Origin of the sequence: Kitasatospora sp. NPDC051984, assembly GCF_044593455.1 — a bacterium.
Taxonomy (GTDB): Bacteria; Actinomycetota; Actinomycetes; order Streptomycetales; family Streptomycetaceae; genus Kitasatospora.
The window spans coordinates 190,803-206,044 of sequence record NZ_JBIUCB010000013.1 but is presented as its reverse complement, the minus strand read 5'-3'; the positions used below and the strand labels follow the sequence as shown (position 1 = coordinate 206,044).

Here is a 15,242-nt window from a genome sequence, read left to right as displayed (position 1 = left end):
TCCAACCGATCCAGTAGGACCGGCCGGGGATGTCAACATATCTGGCGTTGACTTTTGGCACGCTGTTGAGTTCTCAAGGAACGGACACTTCCTTCGAGCCGCATTCCTGCGGGCCCTCCGGGCGCTTCGTTCTTTCGTGTTCTCAGCTTATCAGATGTTTTCCGCTCCGTTTTCCGGAGTTTCATTCGATCCGACTTGCTTTCGTTCGCCCCTCTCGGTGCGACTCCGGAACTGTACGGGGATCCGCGTCCGCAAAGCAAATCCGCCCCCGCACGCGGACCGTGCGGGGGCGGAAGGGGACGCGGGACGTCCTGGAGGTCAGCGGACCTCGGTGATCTCGGGGCCGCGCGAGAACGGGTCGATGGAGCCGCCCGCGTAGGGGGACTCGCCCTCGGCGGTGGGGGCCGCGGCGCCGTCGGCGACCATCTGGGCGTCCTCGGGGAGCTTGAGGACGATCGGGTCGCGGGGCGCCATGGGGGCTTCGCCGCGGACCACGACGGTCTGCCGGAAGACCTCTTCGAGGATGCCGGCCATCTCGGGCTGGACCGCGGCCTGGCCGGAGATCACGCCGCGGAGGAACCAGCGCGGTCCGTCACAGCCGATGAAGCGGACCAGCTGGACACCCTGGGTGCCGTCGGGAAGCTGCACCGGGACCTGGGCGCGGAGGTGCCAGCCGAGCGAGCCCTCCTCTTCCTCGATGGCGCCGCCCTGGCTGGTGATGCCGTTGGCGATCTCCTCGCGGACCTCGCCCCAGATGCCCTCCGACTTGGGGGCGGCGAAGGCCTGCAGCTGAATGGCGCTGTTGCCGAGCACCAGGGTGGCGGCGACGATCGAGTCACCGGCCACCTCTACCCGGAGCTCCATGCCCTCGACGCCGGGGACCAGCAGGCCACCCAGGTCGACGCGGCCCTCTTCGGGCTTCTCCAGCTCGGAGACGTCCCACGGCCCGTCCGGGCGCGGGGCCGGCGGGAGGCCGACCCGGTCGGCCGGGTCGAGTTCGGTGTCGTTCTCGTTCTCGACGGAACCCTCGACGTCATCGGCCGTCTCGTCGGCGCTGATGGCGTCCTCGGCGAGCTGCTCGACAGCGTCCTCGCTCTTGCGACGACGGAACACGGTCACTGTCCTTCCCGGTCCAAGACCGAATCCAAGACCGAACGCGAATATCTGCTACCTGCTACCCATCGGACCGGCCGAAAATCGCTGCAACTGCATCGCTTCTTCCACCGCTCGTCGTGCTGCCCGGCTGGGCCGGGACCGCGGCGCATGCTAGACCGCAGCGTGACCGCCGGTCGAGCCGAACCCGCCTTCGGCCCGGACCGAACCCGGGAGTTCACCCACTTCGTGGAAGCGGGCCTTCTCGACCTGCTGGATGACCAGCTGGGCAATTCGGTCGCCTCGCTTGAAGTTGACCGGCTCCCGAGGGTCCAGGTTCACGACGATCACCTTGATCTCACCACGGTACCCGGCATCGACCGTCCCTGGGGCGTTCACCAGTGCAACTCCGCAGCGGGCTGCCAGACCGGAGCGCGGGTGAACGAACGCGGCGTAGCCGTCCGGTAGCGCAATGGAGATGCCGGTGGGGAGCAACGCCCGTTCGCCGGGCTGGAGTTCGGCGTCCTCGGTGGTGCGCAGGTCGGCGCCGGCGTCGCCGGGGTGCTCGTAGGCGGGGAGCGGGATCTCCGGGTCGAGGCGGCGGATCAGGATGTCGACGGGCTGGCGGGCGGAGTCGGTCACGGGTTCACCTCGAAGGCTCGGGCGCGTTTGATCTGGTCCGGGTCGTCCAGGACCTTCTGCACGTCCTCGGGTCGGCCGTGCGTGGTGAAGTGTTCCAGCTTCACCTGGACGAACAGTGCCTGGGCGCGAATGGCGACCGGCCCGTCGGGGCCGCCGATGCGGCCTTCGGCGGCGCTGTAGACCTTGCGGCCGTGGACGCCTGTCACCCGTGCGTGGATGTGCAGCACGGAGTCGACGGGGACGGGGCGGACGAAGTCGGTCTCCAGCCGGCCGGTGACGGCGGGGGCGCCGAGCAGCCAGTTGAGCGTGCCGAGGGTCTCGTCCATGGCGCTGACCAGGATGCCGCCGTGGGCGAGGCCGGGGCCGCCCTGGTGGGCCGTCTTGACGGTGAACTGCGCGGTGACGTCGAGCTGTTCGCCGGCGACGGCGGTGAGCTGGAGGCCGTGCGGGTGGTGCGGGCCGCAGCCGAAGCAGCCGTCGTAGTGGGATCCGATGACGGTGCCGGGTGCGGGGGCGTACGGGGAGCGGGGCGGCAGGACGGCGTCCGCGGGCGGGGTGGTGGGGGTGGGTCCGTTCACGCTCGCGACCCTACCTGTCAGTAGGTTTCCGGGACAGGCACGCCGAGGGGCCCCGGCCGCCGGGCACGGCGTGTGCTGCGCCCACAATGGAGGCATGTACGAGGAACGTCTCACCGTCCCGCGGTCCTGGTGGCTGCTGCCCGTGGCGCTCGGGCTTTCGTTCGGGCTGATCATGCTCCGGTTCAACGGACTGGGCGCCCTGATCGGGCTGGTCGTGGGGGTGGCCGCCGGTGCGGCCGCCCTGAGCAGCTACGGCTCGGCGCGGATCCGGGTGGTGCAGGGATCGCTGGTGGCCGGGCAGGCCCGGATCCCGGTGAGCGCCCTGGGCGAGGCCGAGGTGCTGAACCCGAAGGAGGCCGTCGCCTGGCGCTCGGTGAAGGCCGATCCGCGGGCGTTCATGCTGCTGCGCAGCTACGTCCCGACGGCGCTGAAGGTCGCGGTGACGGACCCGACCGACCCGACCCCGTACCTGTACCTGTCGACCCGGTCGCCGCAGCGGCTGGCGGACGCGCTGGGCGAGGCGGCGGGCGGCCGCAGCCGCTGACCGGCGGCCCGGGGACAACCACAACGCAGACAGACCGAAAGGGACGGCCCCACCAGCGTGGGGCCGTCCCTTTCGGTCTGTCTGCGTGCTCTGCGGGTGCAGGCGCGCGGTTCGCGTTCTGCCGGGTGCGACCGCTCGGGACGGTCGCTGCTTCTGCCTCCGGCCCCGCTGCTCAGGGCCGGACGGGGCGGCGTACCGGGCCGGCGGAGGGGTCTCGCCCGCCCGGGCCAGTGCCGCTCCGTTTTCAGGCGCCGCAGTCCCGGCAGATCGGCTGGCCGTTCTTCTCGCTGTAGAGCTGGCTCCGGTGGTGCACCAGGAAGCAGCTCATGCAGGTGAACTCATCGGCCTGCCGGGGCAGCACGCGGACCGACAGCTCCTCGTTGGAGAGGTCGGCACCGGGAAGCTCCAGGCCCTCGTTGGCGTCGTACTCGTCGACGTCGACGGAGCCGGAGGCCTTCTCGTTCCGGCGGGCCTTCAGTTCCTCGATGCTGTCCTCGTTGAGGTCGTCATCGGTCTTGCGTGGGGTGTCGTAGTCCGTTGCCATTTTTCGCTCTCCCCCTTTGGGTGTGTGCGGTATCTCCAGCGCACGTAACGCCTGGGGGGCCGGTCTTGTGCCCGACCCGAGGGCGAGATTGTGCCTTACTTCAAGCCCTGTTACTCAATCGACACCCGGCCCGAGGCCCGTCGGGACGGTCGAACAGGGTTCGAAAGCGCTCACCCGTGCGGGTGAGCCGGCCACGGGTGCGAGTCAGCGATCGTGACGGTGCGTGGCGGCCGATCGGCGCCCGGAGCGGCAACTGGGCGGTCAGGAAAGGTTCTTGACCAATGGTCGAGTTGTCCGCGATTATCGGGCACGGTGACCCACCGTAGCCACTCCATCCGAACGGGTGATCGCCCGGTCGGGTGGCACGAATGAGCCACCCGGCCGAGTGTGATGTTCGTCACATCTGGCGCGAGTGTGGGCGATTCCCGCAAAAACGGGCCTTTCGGCTCACCTTTGTGCGGTCGGATTGTCCGCATACCGACCGGAATCGAACGGAGACGTTCCGCTCCCGGGCGACCACACTCCGCTGCGGGTGGCCGGCCACGCCCGACTGCGCGTGGCGACCGCGCTCAGGCGCGGGCGGCGGCCGCGCTCAGGCGCGGGCGGCGGCCGCGGCGGCGCGGCGGGCGAGCAGCGCGGCCTGGCGCTCGTCGAAGCGGGTGGCCTGGGCGTCCAGGCCCTCCAGGAAGGCGCCGAGCTCCTCCTGGGCCTGCCGGCCGGCCGGGCCGAGGCCGGTGATCTCCATGACCTTCAGGTGGCGCAGCACGGGCTGCAGCACGTCGTCGTGGTGGATCCGCAGGTTGTAGATGCCGCCGATGGCGATCTGGGCGGCGGAGCGCTCGAAGCCGGGCATGCCGTGGCCGGGCATCCGGAAGTTGATCACCACGTCGGCGACGGCGCGCATGGCCTGGTCGGGGGCGAGCTCCAGGGCGGCCTTGAGCAGGTTCCGGTAGAAGACCATGTGCAGGTTCTCGTCGTTGGCGATCTTGGCCAGCAGCTGGTCGCAGAGCGGGTCGCCGGAGTGGTGGCCGGTGTTGCGGTGGGCGATCCGGGTGGCCAGTTCCTGGAAGGCGACGTAGGCGACGGACTGCAGCATGCTGTGCGCGTTGTCGGACTCGAAGCCGTTCGCCATGTGCGCCATCCGGGCCCGCTCCAGCTCGACCGGGTCGACGGCGCGGGTGGCCAGCAGGTAGTCGCGGATCGCTATGCCGTGCCGGCCCTCCTCGGCGGTCCAGCGGTGCACCCAGGTGCCCCAGGCGCCCTCGCGGCCGAACATGGTGGCGATCTCGTGGTGGTAGCTGGGGAGGTTGTCCTCGGTCAGCAGGTTGACCACCAGCGAGATCCGGCCCAGCGGGGTGACCTTGGACTGGTCGAGGGACCAGGCCTCGCCGCCGAGCACGCCGTCGAAGTCCCGCCCCTGGCTCCACGGCACGTACTCGTGCGGCATCCACTCCTTGGCCACCTTGAGGTGGCGGTTGAGCTCGGTCTCCACGACCTCTTCGAGCGCGAGGATCAGCCTGGCGTCGGTCCAGGCGGTCGTTGCGATGCGCTGCACGGGGGCGATGGTCACGGCGGTTGCTCCTGCGGAAGTGCGGGCGGACCTACGGCTGCGTAGGTTACGACACCGTAAGTTCTTCCGGCCGCAAATGACAAGCCGCCCCTGTCCAGCGCTTATGTCGTTCCGACAAAGGCTGGGCAGGGGCGGCTGAGGGCGTCCCGGCACCGGAAAACGCCGTGTACGGGCGCAGGCGGCCCGCAGGGTGTCCCGGCGACTAAGGGATGCGGACCTGGATGCGCAGGCCTCCTCCGGGGCGGGCAGTGGCCTCCAGGGTGCCTCCGTGGGCGCGCACCACCGAGCGGACGATCGACAGGCCGAGACCGACGCCCTTGTCGCTGCGGGTGCGGTCGGTGTTCTTCAGCCGCCGGAACGGCTCGAAGATGTGGTCCAGCTCGTAGCCGGGGACCACCGGACCGGTGTTGCTCACCACCAGCTCGCCGCCCCCGCCGCGGACCGTGGCGGTGGTGATCTCCACCCAGCCGCCGGGGCTGTTGTAGCGGACGGCGTTCTGCAGCAGGTTGAGTGCGATCCGCTCCAGCAGCACGCCGTTGCCGTGGGCGGGCGCCTCGGCCAGTTCGGGGCGCAGCTCGACCTCGCGGTTGCCGGCCTCCGGGCGGATCTGTTCCAGCGCGCGCTGGGCGACCTCGGCGAGGTCGACCGGGCGCCGCTCGGTCAGCTCGTTCTCGCTGCGGGCCAGCAGCAGCAGGCCCTCCACCAGCTGTTCGCTGCGCTCGTTGGTGGCCAGCAGGGTCTTGCCGAGCTGTTGCAGGTCGGGCGAGGTGTTGGGGTCGGAGAGCTGCACCTCCAGCAGGGTGCGGTTGATCGCCAGCGGGGTGCGCAGCTCGTGCGAGGCGTTGGCGACGAACCGGTGCTGGGAGTCGAAGGCGCGGTCGAGGCGCTCCAGCATCTCGTCGAAGGTGTCGGCGAGTTCCTTGAGCTCGTCGTCCGGGCCGTCCAGGTTGATCCGGCGGTGCAGGTCGGAGCCGGCCACCTCGCGGGCGGTGCGGGTGATCCGGCCGAGCGGGTGCAGTACCCGGCCGGCCACCGTGTAGCCGACCGCGAAGGCGATCACGGCCAGGCAGACCAGGGCGGTGAGCGCCTTGCGCAGCAGCGTGGAGAGCGCCTCGTTGCTCCGGGTGTCCTGGAAGTGCGCCAGCCACCGGTCGAGCTCGCCCTGGTTGGTCAGGGTGGCACCGTCGTAGGCCCGCAGTGTGACGCCCTGGCCGAGGGTGAAGTGCGGCACCAGGTCGGTCTGGAAGGCCGAGCGGACGAAGTAGTACATCAGCAGCAGCAGCACCACGCCGGCCATCAGGAACATCCCGCCGTACAGCAGGGTGAGCCGGATGCGGATGGTGGGCCGCAGCGACAGCCAGGCGAACAGGCCGTCGCCGGGGCGGTAGGCGTCGTCGTCGCGGCGTGGGCCGGGCGGGCGCGGGGGGTGGTTCGGTCGCGGGGGCACCTGGCCCGGGCCCGGAGTGGGCACGCCGGGGGCCCCGCCGGCGGGTGGCGGGGTGGTCATGGCCGTAAGTCCTCTCAGACGGCGGTGGGGGTTGCGGCGGGGCGCGTCAGACGCGGTAGCCGGAGCCCGGGACGGTGACGATCACCGGCGGGTCGCCGAGCTTGCGGCGCAGGGTCATCACGGTGACCCGGACCACGTTGGTGAACGGGTCGGTGTGCTCGTCCCAGGCCTTCTCGAGCAGCTGCTCGGCGGAGACCACGGCGCCGCCGGCCCGCATCAGGACCTCCAGCACGGCGAACTCCTTGGGAGCCAGCTGCACGGGCTTGCCGTCCCGGATCACCTCGCGGCGGCCCGGGTCCAGGCTGATCCCGGCGCGCTCCAGCACGGGGGGCAGCGGGACGGTGGCGCGCCGGCCGAGGGCGCGGACGCGGGCGACCAGCTCGCTGAACGCGAACGGCTTCGGAAGGTAGTCGTCGGCGCCGATCTCCAGGCCCTCGACCCGGTCGCTGATGTCGCCGGAGGCGGTCAGCATGATCACCCGGGTGGCCAGGCCCTGCTCGACGACCCGGCGGCAGACGTCGTCGCCGTGCACCAGCGGGAGGTCCCGGTCGAGCACCACCACGTCGTAGTCGTTGACGGCGATCCGCTGGAGCGCGGCCTCCCCGTCGTAGACGACGTCGACCGCCATGGCCTCCCGGCGCAGACCGGTGGCGACGGCCTCGGCGAGCAGCTGCTCGTCCTCGACGACGAGTACCCGCACGGTGTTTCCCTTCTCCCGGATCGGCCCAGGCCGTGCTGCCCGTGCGGGCCGTGATGCGCCGGGCGCGGATCCGGACATACGGATCCGACGGTGTCTCCATCCTGCCTGGTCGCGCGGTAAAGCAGTCGTAAGTCCGGTGCGCCGACGGCGAAAACGGAGGCTTCGGATGCCGGTTGGACTGTGACTCGGGCAACTTTCCCCTGAGTTGAGGTTTCCCGGGGCCCCGGGTGGGGAGGACACGTGCACACCGTGATGCCGTCCCTTGGCGGCTTTTCACGGCCACCACCCGCCGAGTGCCCCATCCGCACCGGCCGTGGATCGAGAGCCACCGGGTCGCGACTCAATTGTCGCGCGAGCGCCCGACCGGATCCTGCACCGGTCGTGGTGCCTGTCCGGGGTTCATCCGATTCCGTGCCGGGGGGTGCCTCGGGACCGTGCCCGTCCGACACAGGAAAAGGGGGCCCGTATGGACGCCTTCACCGCCGGAATCCTTCAGCGGATCAAGAACGCCGAGCAGGATCTGCACCGCGCGATCGAGTCCGGGGACGAGTTCCTGGCCGAGGTCGAGCAGTCCGAGCTGGAAGACCTCCAGCGTCTCGCCGCCGAACACGGCGTCGACCCGATGCTCGGAACGCACCGCTCCGCGGCCTGAACCCCTCCCTCAACGCACCAGCGAGCCCTGGCACGGTCTCCCCGCGCCAGGGCTTTTCGCTGCCTGCCGAAGATCAGTCGTGCCAGGCGCCGAGTTCCTCCAGCCGGGCCTGCAGCGGCTCGAACACGCCGGGCGGGGCGGCGACGGTGAGTTCGCCGTCGGCGGGCAGGCCGGGGCGGGAGCCGGTGAGTGCGCCGGCCTCCTGGGCGATCAGGACGCCGGCCGCCCGGTCCCAGGGGGCCAGGCCGCGCTCGAAGTAGCCGTCGAAGCGGCCGGCGGCGAGGTCGCACAGGTCGACTGCGGCCGCGCCGGCCCGGCGGATGTCGCGGACCTCGCCCATCAGCGCGTGCAGCACCTCGGCCTGGTGCACCCGGCGCTCGCGCAGGTAGCCGAAGCCGGTCGCGACCAGCGCCTGGCCCCAGGCCGGGGCCGGGCGGACGGTGAGCCGCCGACCGTTCAGCTCGGCGCCGCGGCCGCGCACCGCCTGGAACAGCTCGCCGCGGGCGGGCACGTACACCACGCCGACCACCGCTTCGCCGTCCAGTTCGGCGGCCACGCTGACGGCCCAGGACGGCAGCCCGTAGAGGTAGTTCACGGTGCCGTCGAGCGGGTCGACCACCCAGCGCACGCCGCTGGTGCCGGGGCGGTCGGCGCCCTCCTCGCCGAGGTAGCCGTCGTCGGGGCGGCGGGACGAGATCAGTTCCAGCACCAGCTTCTCGGAGGCCAGGTCCATCTCGGTCACCACGTCCACCGGGCTGCTCTTGGTGGCGGCCACCCCGAGGTCCTCGGGCCGGCCGTCGCGGAGCAGTTCCCCGGCCCGGGTGGCGGCGTCGACGGCGGTGGCGAGCAGGTCGTCCAGCAGTTCCACGATCAGTTCCTTCAGGCTTCGGCGGCGGCGGGGCGGGGGGCGCGCGGGTTGGGGCAGCAGGCGGTGGCGCACACGTCGTGGCTGGGGCCGAGGGTGCCCAGGGCGCAGCGGGTGACCGGTTCGCCGCGCTGCGCGGCGGCCCGTTCCAGGACGAGTTCGCGCACGGCGGCGGCGAACCGCGGGTCGGCGCCGACGGTGGCGGCGCGGGCGACCGGCAGGCCGAGTTCGGCGGCCTTCGCCACCGCCTCGGTGTCCAGGTCGTACTTGACCTCCATGTGGTCGGAGACGAAGCCGATCGGCACCATCACCACGGCGGCGGCGCCGTCGGCGTGCTGGGCCGCCAGGTGGTCGCAGATGTCCGGCTCCAGCCACGGGATGTGCGGGGCGCCGCTGCGGCTCTGGTAGACCAGCTGCCAGGGCCGGTCGGTGACGCCGGTGTGCTCGGCGACCGCGTCGGCGATCAGCCGGGCGACGTCCAGGTGCTGGGCGACGTAGGCGCCGCCCGGGGTGCCGCGGGCCGGGTCGTCGGGGGCGCCGGAGGTCTCCGCCATGGCGGTCGGGATGGAGTGCGTGGTGAACGCCAGCCGGGCGTTCTCCCGTGCGCCGTCCGGGAGTTCGGCGAGTGCGGCGAGGGTGGCGTCGATCATCGGCCGGACGAAGCCGGGGTGGTTGTAGAAGTGCCGGAGCTTGTCGACGGTCAGCTCGGGCCGGCCCTCGGCGGCCAGTTGGACGAGTGCGTCGGCCAGGTTCTCCCGGTACTGCCGGCAGCCCGAGAAGCCCGCGTAGGCGCTGGTGGCGAGCACCAGCACCCGCTGGTGCCCGGCGTCGGCGATCTCCCGCAGGGTGTCCACCAGGTACGGGGCCCAGTTCCGGTTGCCCCAGTAGACGGGCAGGTCGAGGCCGTGGTCGGCGAAGTCCTTGCGGAGTGCGGCCAGCAGGTCGCGGTTCTGGCCGTTGATCGGGCTGACGCCGCCGAACAGGAAGTAGTGCTTGCCGACCTCGGTCAGCCGCTCCTTGGGGATGCCGCGTCCGCGGGTGACGTTCTCCAGGAAGGGCACCACGTCCTCGGGGCCCTCCGGCCCGCCGAAGGACAGCAGCAGCAGCGCGTCGTACGGCGCGGGGTCGGTGGGGGTGCGCGTGTCGGGCATGGCTCCGATCCTGCCACCCGCGGCGGTGCGGCCGGTGCGTGCCTTCCGATGGCGGGTGTCCGGATTATCCCGGGTGCGGACGATGGATCACGGTTCGTAAGCTGTGTGGGCGATAGTTGTGCCTTACCCCTATCCACGCCCCCGCGCCGCACCCCGTCCGACGGAGCCACCCCGTGCTGTCCAGCTACCGCCAGATATTCGCCGCCCCCGGCAGTCTGGCCTTCTCCTCCTCCGGGCTGATCGCCCGCCTGCCGATCTCGATGACCGGGATCGGCACCGTCACCATGCTCGCCGAGATGAAGGGCACCTTCTGGCTCGGCAGCGCGCTGTCCGCCACCCTCGCGATCTCGGCGGCGATCCTCGGCCCGTGGATCTCCCGGATGGTCGACCGGCACGGCCAGCGCCGGATCGCGCGGCCCGCCACCCTGGTCACCGTGCTGGCCGCGGCCGGCCTGCTGATCGGTGCCCGGACCGGCCTGCCGGACTGGACGCTGTTCGTGTTCGCGGCGGGCATGGGCGTGATGCCCAGCACCGGTTCGATGGTGCGCGCCCGCTGGGCCCAGCTGTACCGGAACGAGCCGCCGAAGCTGCACACGGCGTACTCCTTCGAGGCGGTCGCGGACGAGATCTGCTTCATCGTCGGCCCGATCCTCGCGGTCTCGCTGGCCACCACGCTGTTCCCCGAGTCCGGCGTGCTGCTGGCGGCGGTCTTCCTGGTGGTCGGCGTCCTGCTGTTCACCGGTCAGCGGCGCACCGAGCCGCCGGTGCATCCGGCCACCCACCACGCCGGTCCCGCGGTGATCGCCAACCGGGGCCTGCAGATCCTGGTGATGACGCTGGTCGCCACCGGCGGCGTGTTCGGCTCGGTCGAGGTGGTCACCGTCGCGTTCGCCAAGGCCCAGCAGCACACCGGCGCCTCCGGCCCGGTGCTCGCCGTCTACGCGCTCGGTTCCTGCCTGGCGGGCGCGGTGTTCGGCACCCTGAAGCTGTCCGGCTCGATGGCCCGCCGCTTCCTGATCGGGGTGACGGTGATGGCCGTCGGCATGGTGCCGCTGATCCTCGCCGCCCAGCTGATGCACGGCACCGCCGCGCTGGTGGGCGTCGGCACCGCGCTGTTCCTGTCCGGTCTGGCCATCTCGCCGACCCTGATCACCGCGATGGCGCTGGTCGAGCGCCTGGTCCCGGCCGCCCAGCTGACCGAGGGCATGACCTGGACCACCACCGGCATGGCGCTGGGCGTGGCGTTCGGCTCCTCGGCGGCGGGCCTGGTGGTGGACGCGAGCGGCGCGGCCGACGGCTACTGGGTGCCGGTCGCCGCTGCGGGCCTCGGCGCGCTCGCCGCGTACGTCGGCATGCCCCGGCTGCGCCACCAGCTGGCCGCGGCCGAGCAGGCGCCCGCCACGGAGGCCGTGGCGTCCACGATGTGAGCCTCCCTCATGTTGGGTCCTTCGGACCATGGACCGGCGCCCGAGGCAGTGACTACGCTCCCCCTACCCACCGGTAGAACCGGCAGGCGGGACACGCGAGCGGGAGGGCTCTGGAGATGACCGAGGTCTGGCGGAACTGGGCGGGAAACCAGAGCGCGCGGCCCGCGCAGGTGACGGCACCGGGCTCGGTCGAGGAACTGGCCGCGGTGATCAAGACGGCCGCGGAGGCCGACCGCCCGGTGAAGGCGGTCGGCTCGGGCCACTCGTTCACCGCGATCGCCGCCGCCGGCGACGCCGTGATGGTGCGCCCGGACCGGCTGACCGCGGTGCGCGGGATCGACCGCGCCGCCGGCACCGTCACCGTCGAGTCGGGCCTGCCGCTGCACAAGCTGAACCGGCTGCTGGCGGCCGCCGACCTGTCGCTGACCAACATGGGCGACATCGAGGTGCAGACGGTGGCCGGCGCCACCAGCACCGGCACCCACGGCACCGGCCGGGACTCCGGCTCGCTGGCCGCGCAGATCCGGGCGGTGGAGATCGTCCTCGCCGACGGCTCGGTGCAGACCTGCTCGGCCACCGAGAACCCCGAACTCTTCCAGGGCGCCCGCCTCGGCCTCGGCGCGCTCGGCGTGATCAGCGCACTGACCTTCGCGGTCGAGCCGATGTTCCTGCTCAGCGCGCACGAGCAGCCGATGGGCTTCGACGAGGTGCTCGACCGCTTCGACGAACTGACCGCCGTCAACGAGCACTTCGAGTTCTACTGGTTCCCGCACACCGACCGCTGCTCGACCAAGCGCAACAACCGCAGCCAGGGCCCCGCCGCCCCGCTGCCGAAGCTCAAGGCCTGGCTGGACGACGACTTCGTCTCCAACACGGTGTGGGAGGGCGTCTGCCGGGTGGGCCGGAGCTTCCCCGGCTCGATCCCGACCATCGCCCAGATCGCCAGCCGCGCCTGGTCGGAGCGCCGCTTCACGGACCAGGCGTACAAGGTCTACACCAGCCCCCGCAAGGTCCGCTTCGTCGAGATGGAGTACGCGGTGCCGCGCGAGTCGGCCACCACCGTGCTGCGCGAACTGAAGGCCCTGGTGGAGCGCTCGGACTGGAAGATCAGCTTCCCCGTCGAAGTCCGGGTGGCCCCGGCGGACGACCTGTGGCTGTCCACCGCGAACGGCCGGGACAGCGTGTACATCGCCGTCCACCTGTACCGGGGCACCCGCGAACTGGGCTACTTCAGCGAGGTGGAGAAGCTGATGACGGCCCATCAGGGACGCCCGCACTGGGGCAAGCTGCACACCCGGGACGCCGAGTACCTGTCGTCCGTCTACCCGCACTTCGGCGACTTCACCGCACTGCGCGACAAGGTCGACCCGGAGCGCCGGTTCGCCAACGACTACCTGCGCCGGGTGCTCGGCGCCTGACCGCCCGTCAGCCGGTCTTCCCCGCGCCGGGCACGGTGTCATGCCCGGCGGCGGGGCCGGGCGAGGCCTCCCCGGTGGCCGCCGGGGAGCTGCCCGCGCTCGGCGAGGCGGAGGGCTCCGGCTTGGTGGACGGCCGGGGCGAGGTGCTGGGCGCGGGCGAGCCCGAAGTCCCCGACGAGGGCAGGTCGCTCGGCCCGGGCCAGGACGGCTCGCGGCTCGGCGGCTGGGTCGGGGCGGGCTGCTGCCATCCTTCCTTGCCCCGGCCGCCGTCACCGTCCGTGCCGGTCTTGTCGCTATTTCCGTTGCCGCCGGTCGGGCGCGACGGGTTGAACGACGTGCCGCTGCCGTCCTTGCCGGTGGTGATGTCATGCAGCGGCTTTCCGGTGGCGAGTTCCACCGACACGATCGGCACCATCGCAATGACGAACACCAGTGCGGATACCGCCGTGTAGGACTTCCAGGTCCAGCGCCGTTTCGCCCGCACCAGCTGCGGCTCGTTCCAGTCCCCGCTGATTCCGCCCGCCGGAGCCGGCCGGGGATCCGCGCCGGGCCCGGATTCGGCGCCGCGGTTTCGCAGCCGTTCCGCGGTGCGCTTGAACAAGTGCTGGAAGACCGCGCTTCCGGTGGTCGCCCCCACCGAGACGACGGCAGCACCGAGTATCGTTCCGTACACTCCGAGTTCCGAGGCGAGTACCGCGCCGACCACCGTCGCCAGCGCGCTCGCCGCGACCTGGGTGACCGTCAGGTCAAGCCGCTTGCGCTCGGGCTTCGGGTCGGCCCGGTCCGCTCCGTGCGCGAACTGCTCCCTCTGCTGCGGCATCCAGGTCCCTCGGTCGGCGTGTCGGAATTTCGAACAAGTCTCTCCATCTTGCCCAAAGAAGGACACAAGGGTCGAAAATCCGGTTCCTCCCGGTCGATATATGTGAAGATGATCACCGTCCGTTGATCACTGGCCGTCCATTGGCGTGCCCACTCTTGAGATTCCGATGATTCGCGGGAGACTTGAGCGGCGAGCCGCCCCTGTGGATGCCACGAATGGAGTACTGTTCGTGGAGCCTGAGCCTTCGGTCCCGCCTGTCGACACACCGTCAGACGACAACCCGGGCGCCCGGGTGCGATGTCGACCGTCGACGTGGCAAACAGGCAACCGTGCCACAGCGGCGCGCCCGGGCGAAAGCCCGACACGCCGGGTAACTCTGCAAGGTTGTGGCCACTCGCCAGCGGGCAGGCCACACTCAGTACGGGAGCAGCGACGCAGGTGACGTCGGCAGGCACCACCCGGGAGGTAACCGTGCCCGAACTGCGCGTCGTGGCCGTCAGCAACGACGGCACACGGCTGGTGCTCAAGGCTGCCGACAGCACGGAGTACACCCTTCCGATCGACGAGCGGCTGCGCGCCGCCATCCGGGGTGACCGGCCGCGGCTCGGCCAGATCGAGATCGAGGTGGAGAGCCACCTCCGCCCGCGGGACATCCAGGCGCGGATACGAGCCGGCGCCTCCGCCGAGGAGGTCGCACAGGCCGCCGGCATCTCGGTCGAACGAGTCCGCCGCTTCGAGGGTCCGGTGCTGGCCGAGCGCGCCTTCATGGCCGAGCGGGCCCGCAAGACGGCGATCCGCCGCCACGGCGAGTCCACCGGCCCCCAGCTCGGCGAGGCCGTCGCCGAGCGGCTCGCGCTGCGCGGCGCCGAGAAGGACACCGAACGCTGGGATTCCTGGCGCCGCGACGACGGCACCTGGGAAGTCATCCTCGTCTACCGCGCCGAGGGCGAGCACCGGCGTGCCTCCTGGTCCTACGACCCGCCGCGACGGCTCGTCCAGCCGAACGACGACGAGGCGCGCGCGCTGATCGGCGAGAACGTCGAACGCGAGGAGGACTCGGTCTTCCCGTTCATCCCGCGGATCGCCCGCCTCCCCCAGGAGCGCCCGGCCCGCCCGATGATCGAGCGTCCCTCCGCCGACCGCATCATGCAGGTGCGCGAGGCCCGCGAGGCAGTCGCCGCGGTCTCCCCCGAACGGGACTCCCTCACCAGCCTGTTGGACGTGGTGCCGTCCTACCGCGGCGACCTGACCCCGGTCGGGCCGAGCGTGGAGACCACGGTCACCGATGAGCCCGAGGAGATCGACGAACCCGCGAGTGCCCCTGCGGCGAGCGTCGGCGCGGGCTCCGCGTACGCGGACATCCTGATGCCCCGCTCGGTCTCCCCGCACCGCGACCGCATGGTCGGCGCGACCGACCGCCAGGCGGAAGCGGACGGCGTCCGCCCCGGCCGGCGGGCGACGGTGCCGAGCTGGGACGAGATCGTGTTCGGCTCCCGCCGCAAGAAGCCCGAATAGCTTTAGGGGAACGATGATGGGCCCTTCAGGGGCCCGGGGAACGGCGGGGCCGAGACTGCTGGTGGTCAGCGGGGCGCGGAAAGGTCATGTCGTTTCGGGTTCCTGTCTTTGACCCGAAGCAGTCACGACCTACCGCTGTCCCCGACCACTCGCAGCTCGGCCCCGCCGTTCTCCCCCAGCCCCAGGGGGCTGGGAGGTACCCCCACGGGCCCCTGGT

The 15,242-nt window shown here is 71.6% G+C and carries 15 protein-coding genes; 5 read left to right on the top strand and 10 right to left on the bottom strand.

Annotated features, from left to right (window positions below):
• Positions 1 to 318 precede the first annotated feature (318 nt).
• The 3 genes from ACIHEI_RS24740 to ACIHEI_RS24730 form a co-directional block, all read right to left on the bottom strand.
• Positions 319 to 1,113, bottom strand: coding sequence for a DUF3710 domain-containing protein (locus tag ACIHEI_RS24740; RefSeq protein WP_387866718.1), 795 nt, complete (start codon positions 1,111 to 1,113; stop codon positions 319 to 321).
• A gap of 153 nt (positions 1,114 to 1,266) precedes the next feature.
• Positions 1,267 to 1,734 (bottom strand): dUTP diphosphatase, encoded by a 468-nt coding sequence (gene dut / locus ACIHEI_RS24735; protein ID WP_073817349.1) that lies wholly within the window; start codon positions 1,732 to 1,734, stop codon positions 1,267 to 1,269.
• Positions 1,731 to 2,312: a PaaI family thioesterase gene (locus ACIHEI_RS24730; RefSeq protein WP_387648924.1), complete on the bottom strand. Its 582-nt coding sequence runs from the start codon at positions 2,310 to 2,312 to the stop codon at positions 1,731 to 1,733. Before ACIHEI_RS24730 ends, dut begins: the two co-directional genes overlap by 4 nt.
• A 94-nt stretch (positions 2,313 to 2,406) precedes the next feature.
• On the opposite strand from ACIHEI_RS24730, the gene ACIHEI_RS24725 reads away from it, so the two are divergent.
• Complete coding sequence (locus ACIHEI_RS24725) at positions 2,407 to 2,856, top strand: DUF3093 domain-containing protein (protein ID WP_387648922.1); 450 nt, start codon at positions 2,407 to 2,409, stop codon at positions 2,854 to 2,856.
• Between the two features lie 244 nt (positions 2,857 to 3,100).
• On the opposite strand, the gene ACIHEI_RS24720 is transcribed toward ACIHEI_RS24725, so the two are convergent.
• The 4 genes from ACIHEI_RS24720 to ACIHEI_RS24705 form a co-directional block, all read right to left on the bottom strand.
• Positions 3,101 to 3,400 carry a DUF4193 domain-containing protein gene (locus ACIHEI_RS24720; protein WP_043909894.1) on the bottom strand — a complete coding sequence of 100 codons (300 nt, stop codon included), beginning with the start codon at positions 3,398 to 3,400 and terminating at the stop codon, positions 3,101 to 3,103.
• A gap of 592 nt (positions 3,401 to 3,992) precedes the next feature.
• Entirely contained in the window at positions 3,993 to 4,970 is a 978-nt protein-coding gene (locus ACIHEI_RS24715; protein WP_387648919.1) for an acyl-ACP desaturase, read from the bottom strand.
• 202 nt (positions 4,971 to 5,172) lie between these two features.
• Positions 5,173 to 6,477, bottom strand: a complete 1,305-nt coding sequence (locus ACIHEI_RS24710) for a sensor histidine kinase (protein WP_392956752.1) — start codon at positions 6,475 to 6,477, stop codon at positions 5,173 to 5,175.
• 46 nt (positions 6,478 to 6,523) lie between these two features.
• On the bottom strand, positions 6,524 to 7,177 hold the full coding sequence (locus tag ACIHEI_RS24705; RefSeq protein WP_030458051.1) for a response regulator transcription factor: 654 nt from the start codon (positions 7,175 to 7,177) through the stop codon (positions 6,524 to 6,526).
• Positions 7,178 to 7,643: 466 nt separating this feature from the next.
• On the opposite strand from ACIHEI_RS24705, the gene ACIHEI_RS24700 reads away from it, so the two are divergent.
• Entirely contained in the window at positions 7,644 to 7,829 is a 186-nt protein-coding gene (locus ACIHEI_RS24700; RefSeq protein WP_073817364.1) for a hypothetical protein, read from the top strand.
• Positions 7,830 to 7,902: 73 nt separating this feature from the next.
• Here ACIHEI_RS24700 and ACIHEI_RS24695 read toward each other — a convergent pair whose 3' ends face one another.
• Positions 7,903 to 8,703, bottom strand: coding sequence for an inositol monophosphatase family protein (locus ACIHEI_RS24695; protein ID WP_396608110.1), 801 nt, complete (start codon positions 8,701 to 8,703; stop codon positions 7,903 to 7,905).
• Positions 8,704 to 8,708: 5 nt separating this feature from the next.
• Positions 8,709 to 9,845 (bottom strand): ferrochelatase, encoded by a 1,137-nt coding sequence (locus tag ACIHEI_RS24690; protein WP_396608104.1) that lies wholly within the window; start codon positions 9,843 to 9,845, stop codon positions 8,709 to 8,711.
• Positions 9,846 to 10,018: 173 nt separating this feature from the next.
• Here ACIHEI_RS24690 and ACIHEI_RS24685 point away from each other — a divergent pair, with 173 nt between their 5' ends.
• Together ACIHEI_RS24685 and ACIHEI_RS24680 are read left to right on the top strand one after the other, a co-directional pair.
• Positions 10,019 to 11,272, top strand: a complete 1,254-nt coding sequence (locus ACIHEI_RS24685; RefSeq protein WP_396608103.1) for an MFS transporter — start codon at positions 10,019 to 10,021, stop codon at positions 11,270 to 11,272.
• Between the two features lie 116 nt (positions 11,273 to 11,388).
• The gene (locus ACIHEI_RS24680; protein ID WP_396608102.1) at positions 11,389 to 12,690 is read left to right on the top strand and encodes a D-arabinono-1,4-lactone oxidase; all 1,302 of its coding nucleotides are present in this window, start codon (positions 11,389 to 11,391) and stop codon (positions 12,688 to 12,690) included.
• 7 nt (positions 12,691 to 12,697) lie between these two features.
• Here the strand turns inward: ACIHEI_RS24680 and ACIHEI_RS24675 are convergent, their stop codons facing one another.
• On the bottom strand, positions 12,698 to 13,510 hold the full coding sequence (locus ACIHEI_RS24675; protein ID WP_396608101.1) for a hypothetical protein: 813 nt from the start codon (positions 13,508 to 13,510) through the stop codon (positions 12,698 to 12,700).
• Between the two features lie 438 nt (positions 13,511 to 13,948).
• Between ACIHEI_RS24675 and sepH the strand changes: the two genes are divergently transcribed.
• Positions 13,949 to 15,025: a septation protein SepH gene (gene sepH / locus ACIHEI_RS24670; RefSeq protein ID WP_396608100.1), complete on the top strand. Its 1,077-nt coding sequence runs from the start codon at positions 13,949 to 13,951 to the stop codon at positions 15,023 to 15,025.
• The last annotated feature ends 217 nt before the right edge of the window (positions 15,026 to 15,242 follow it).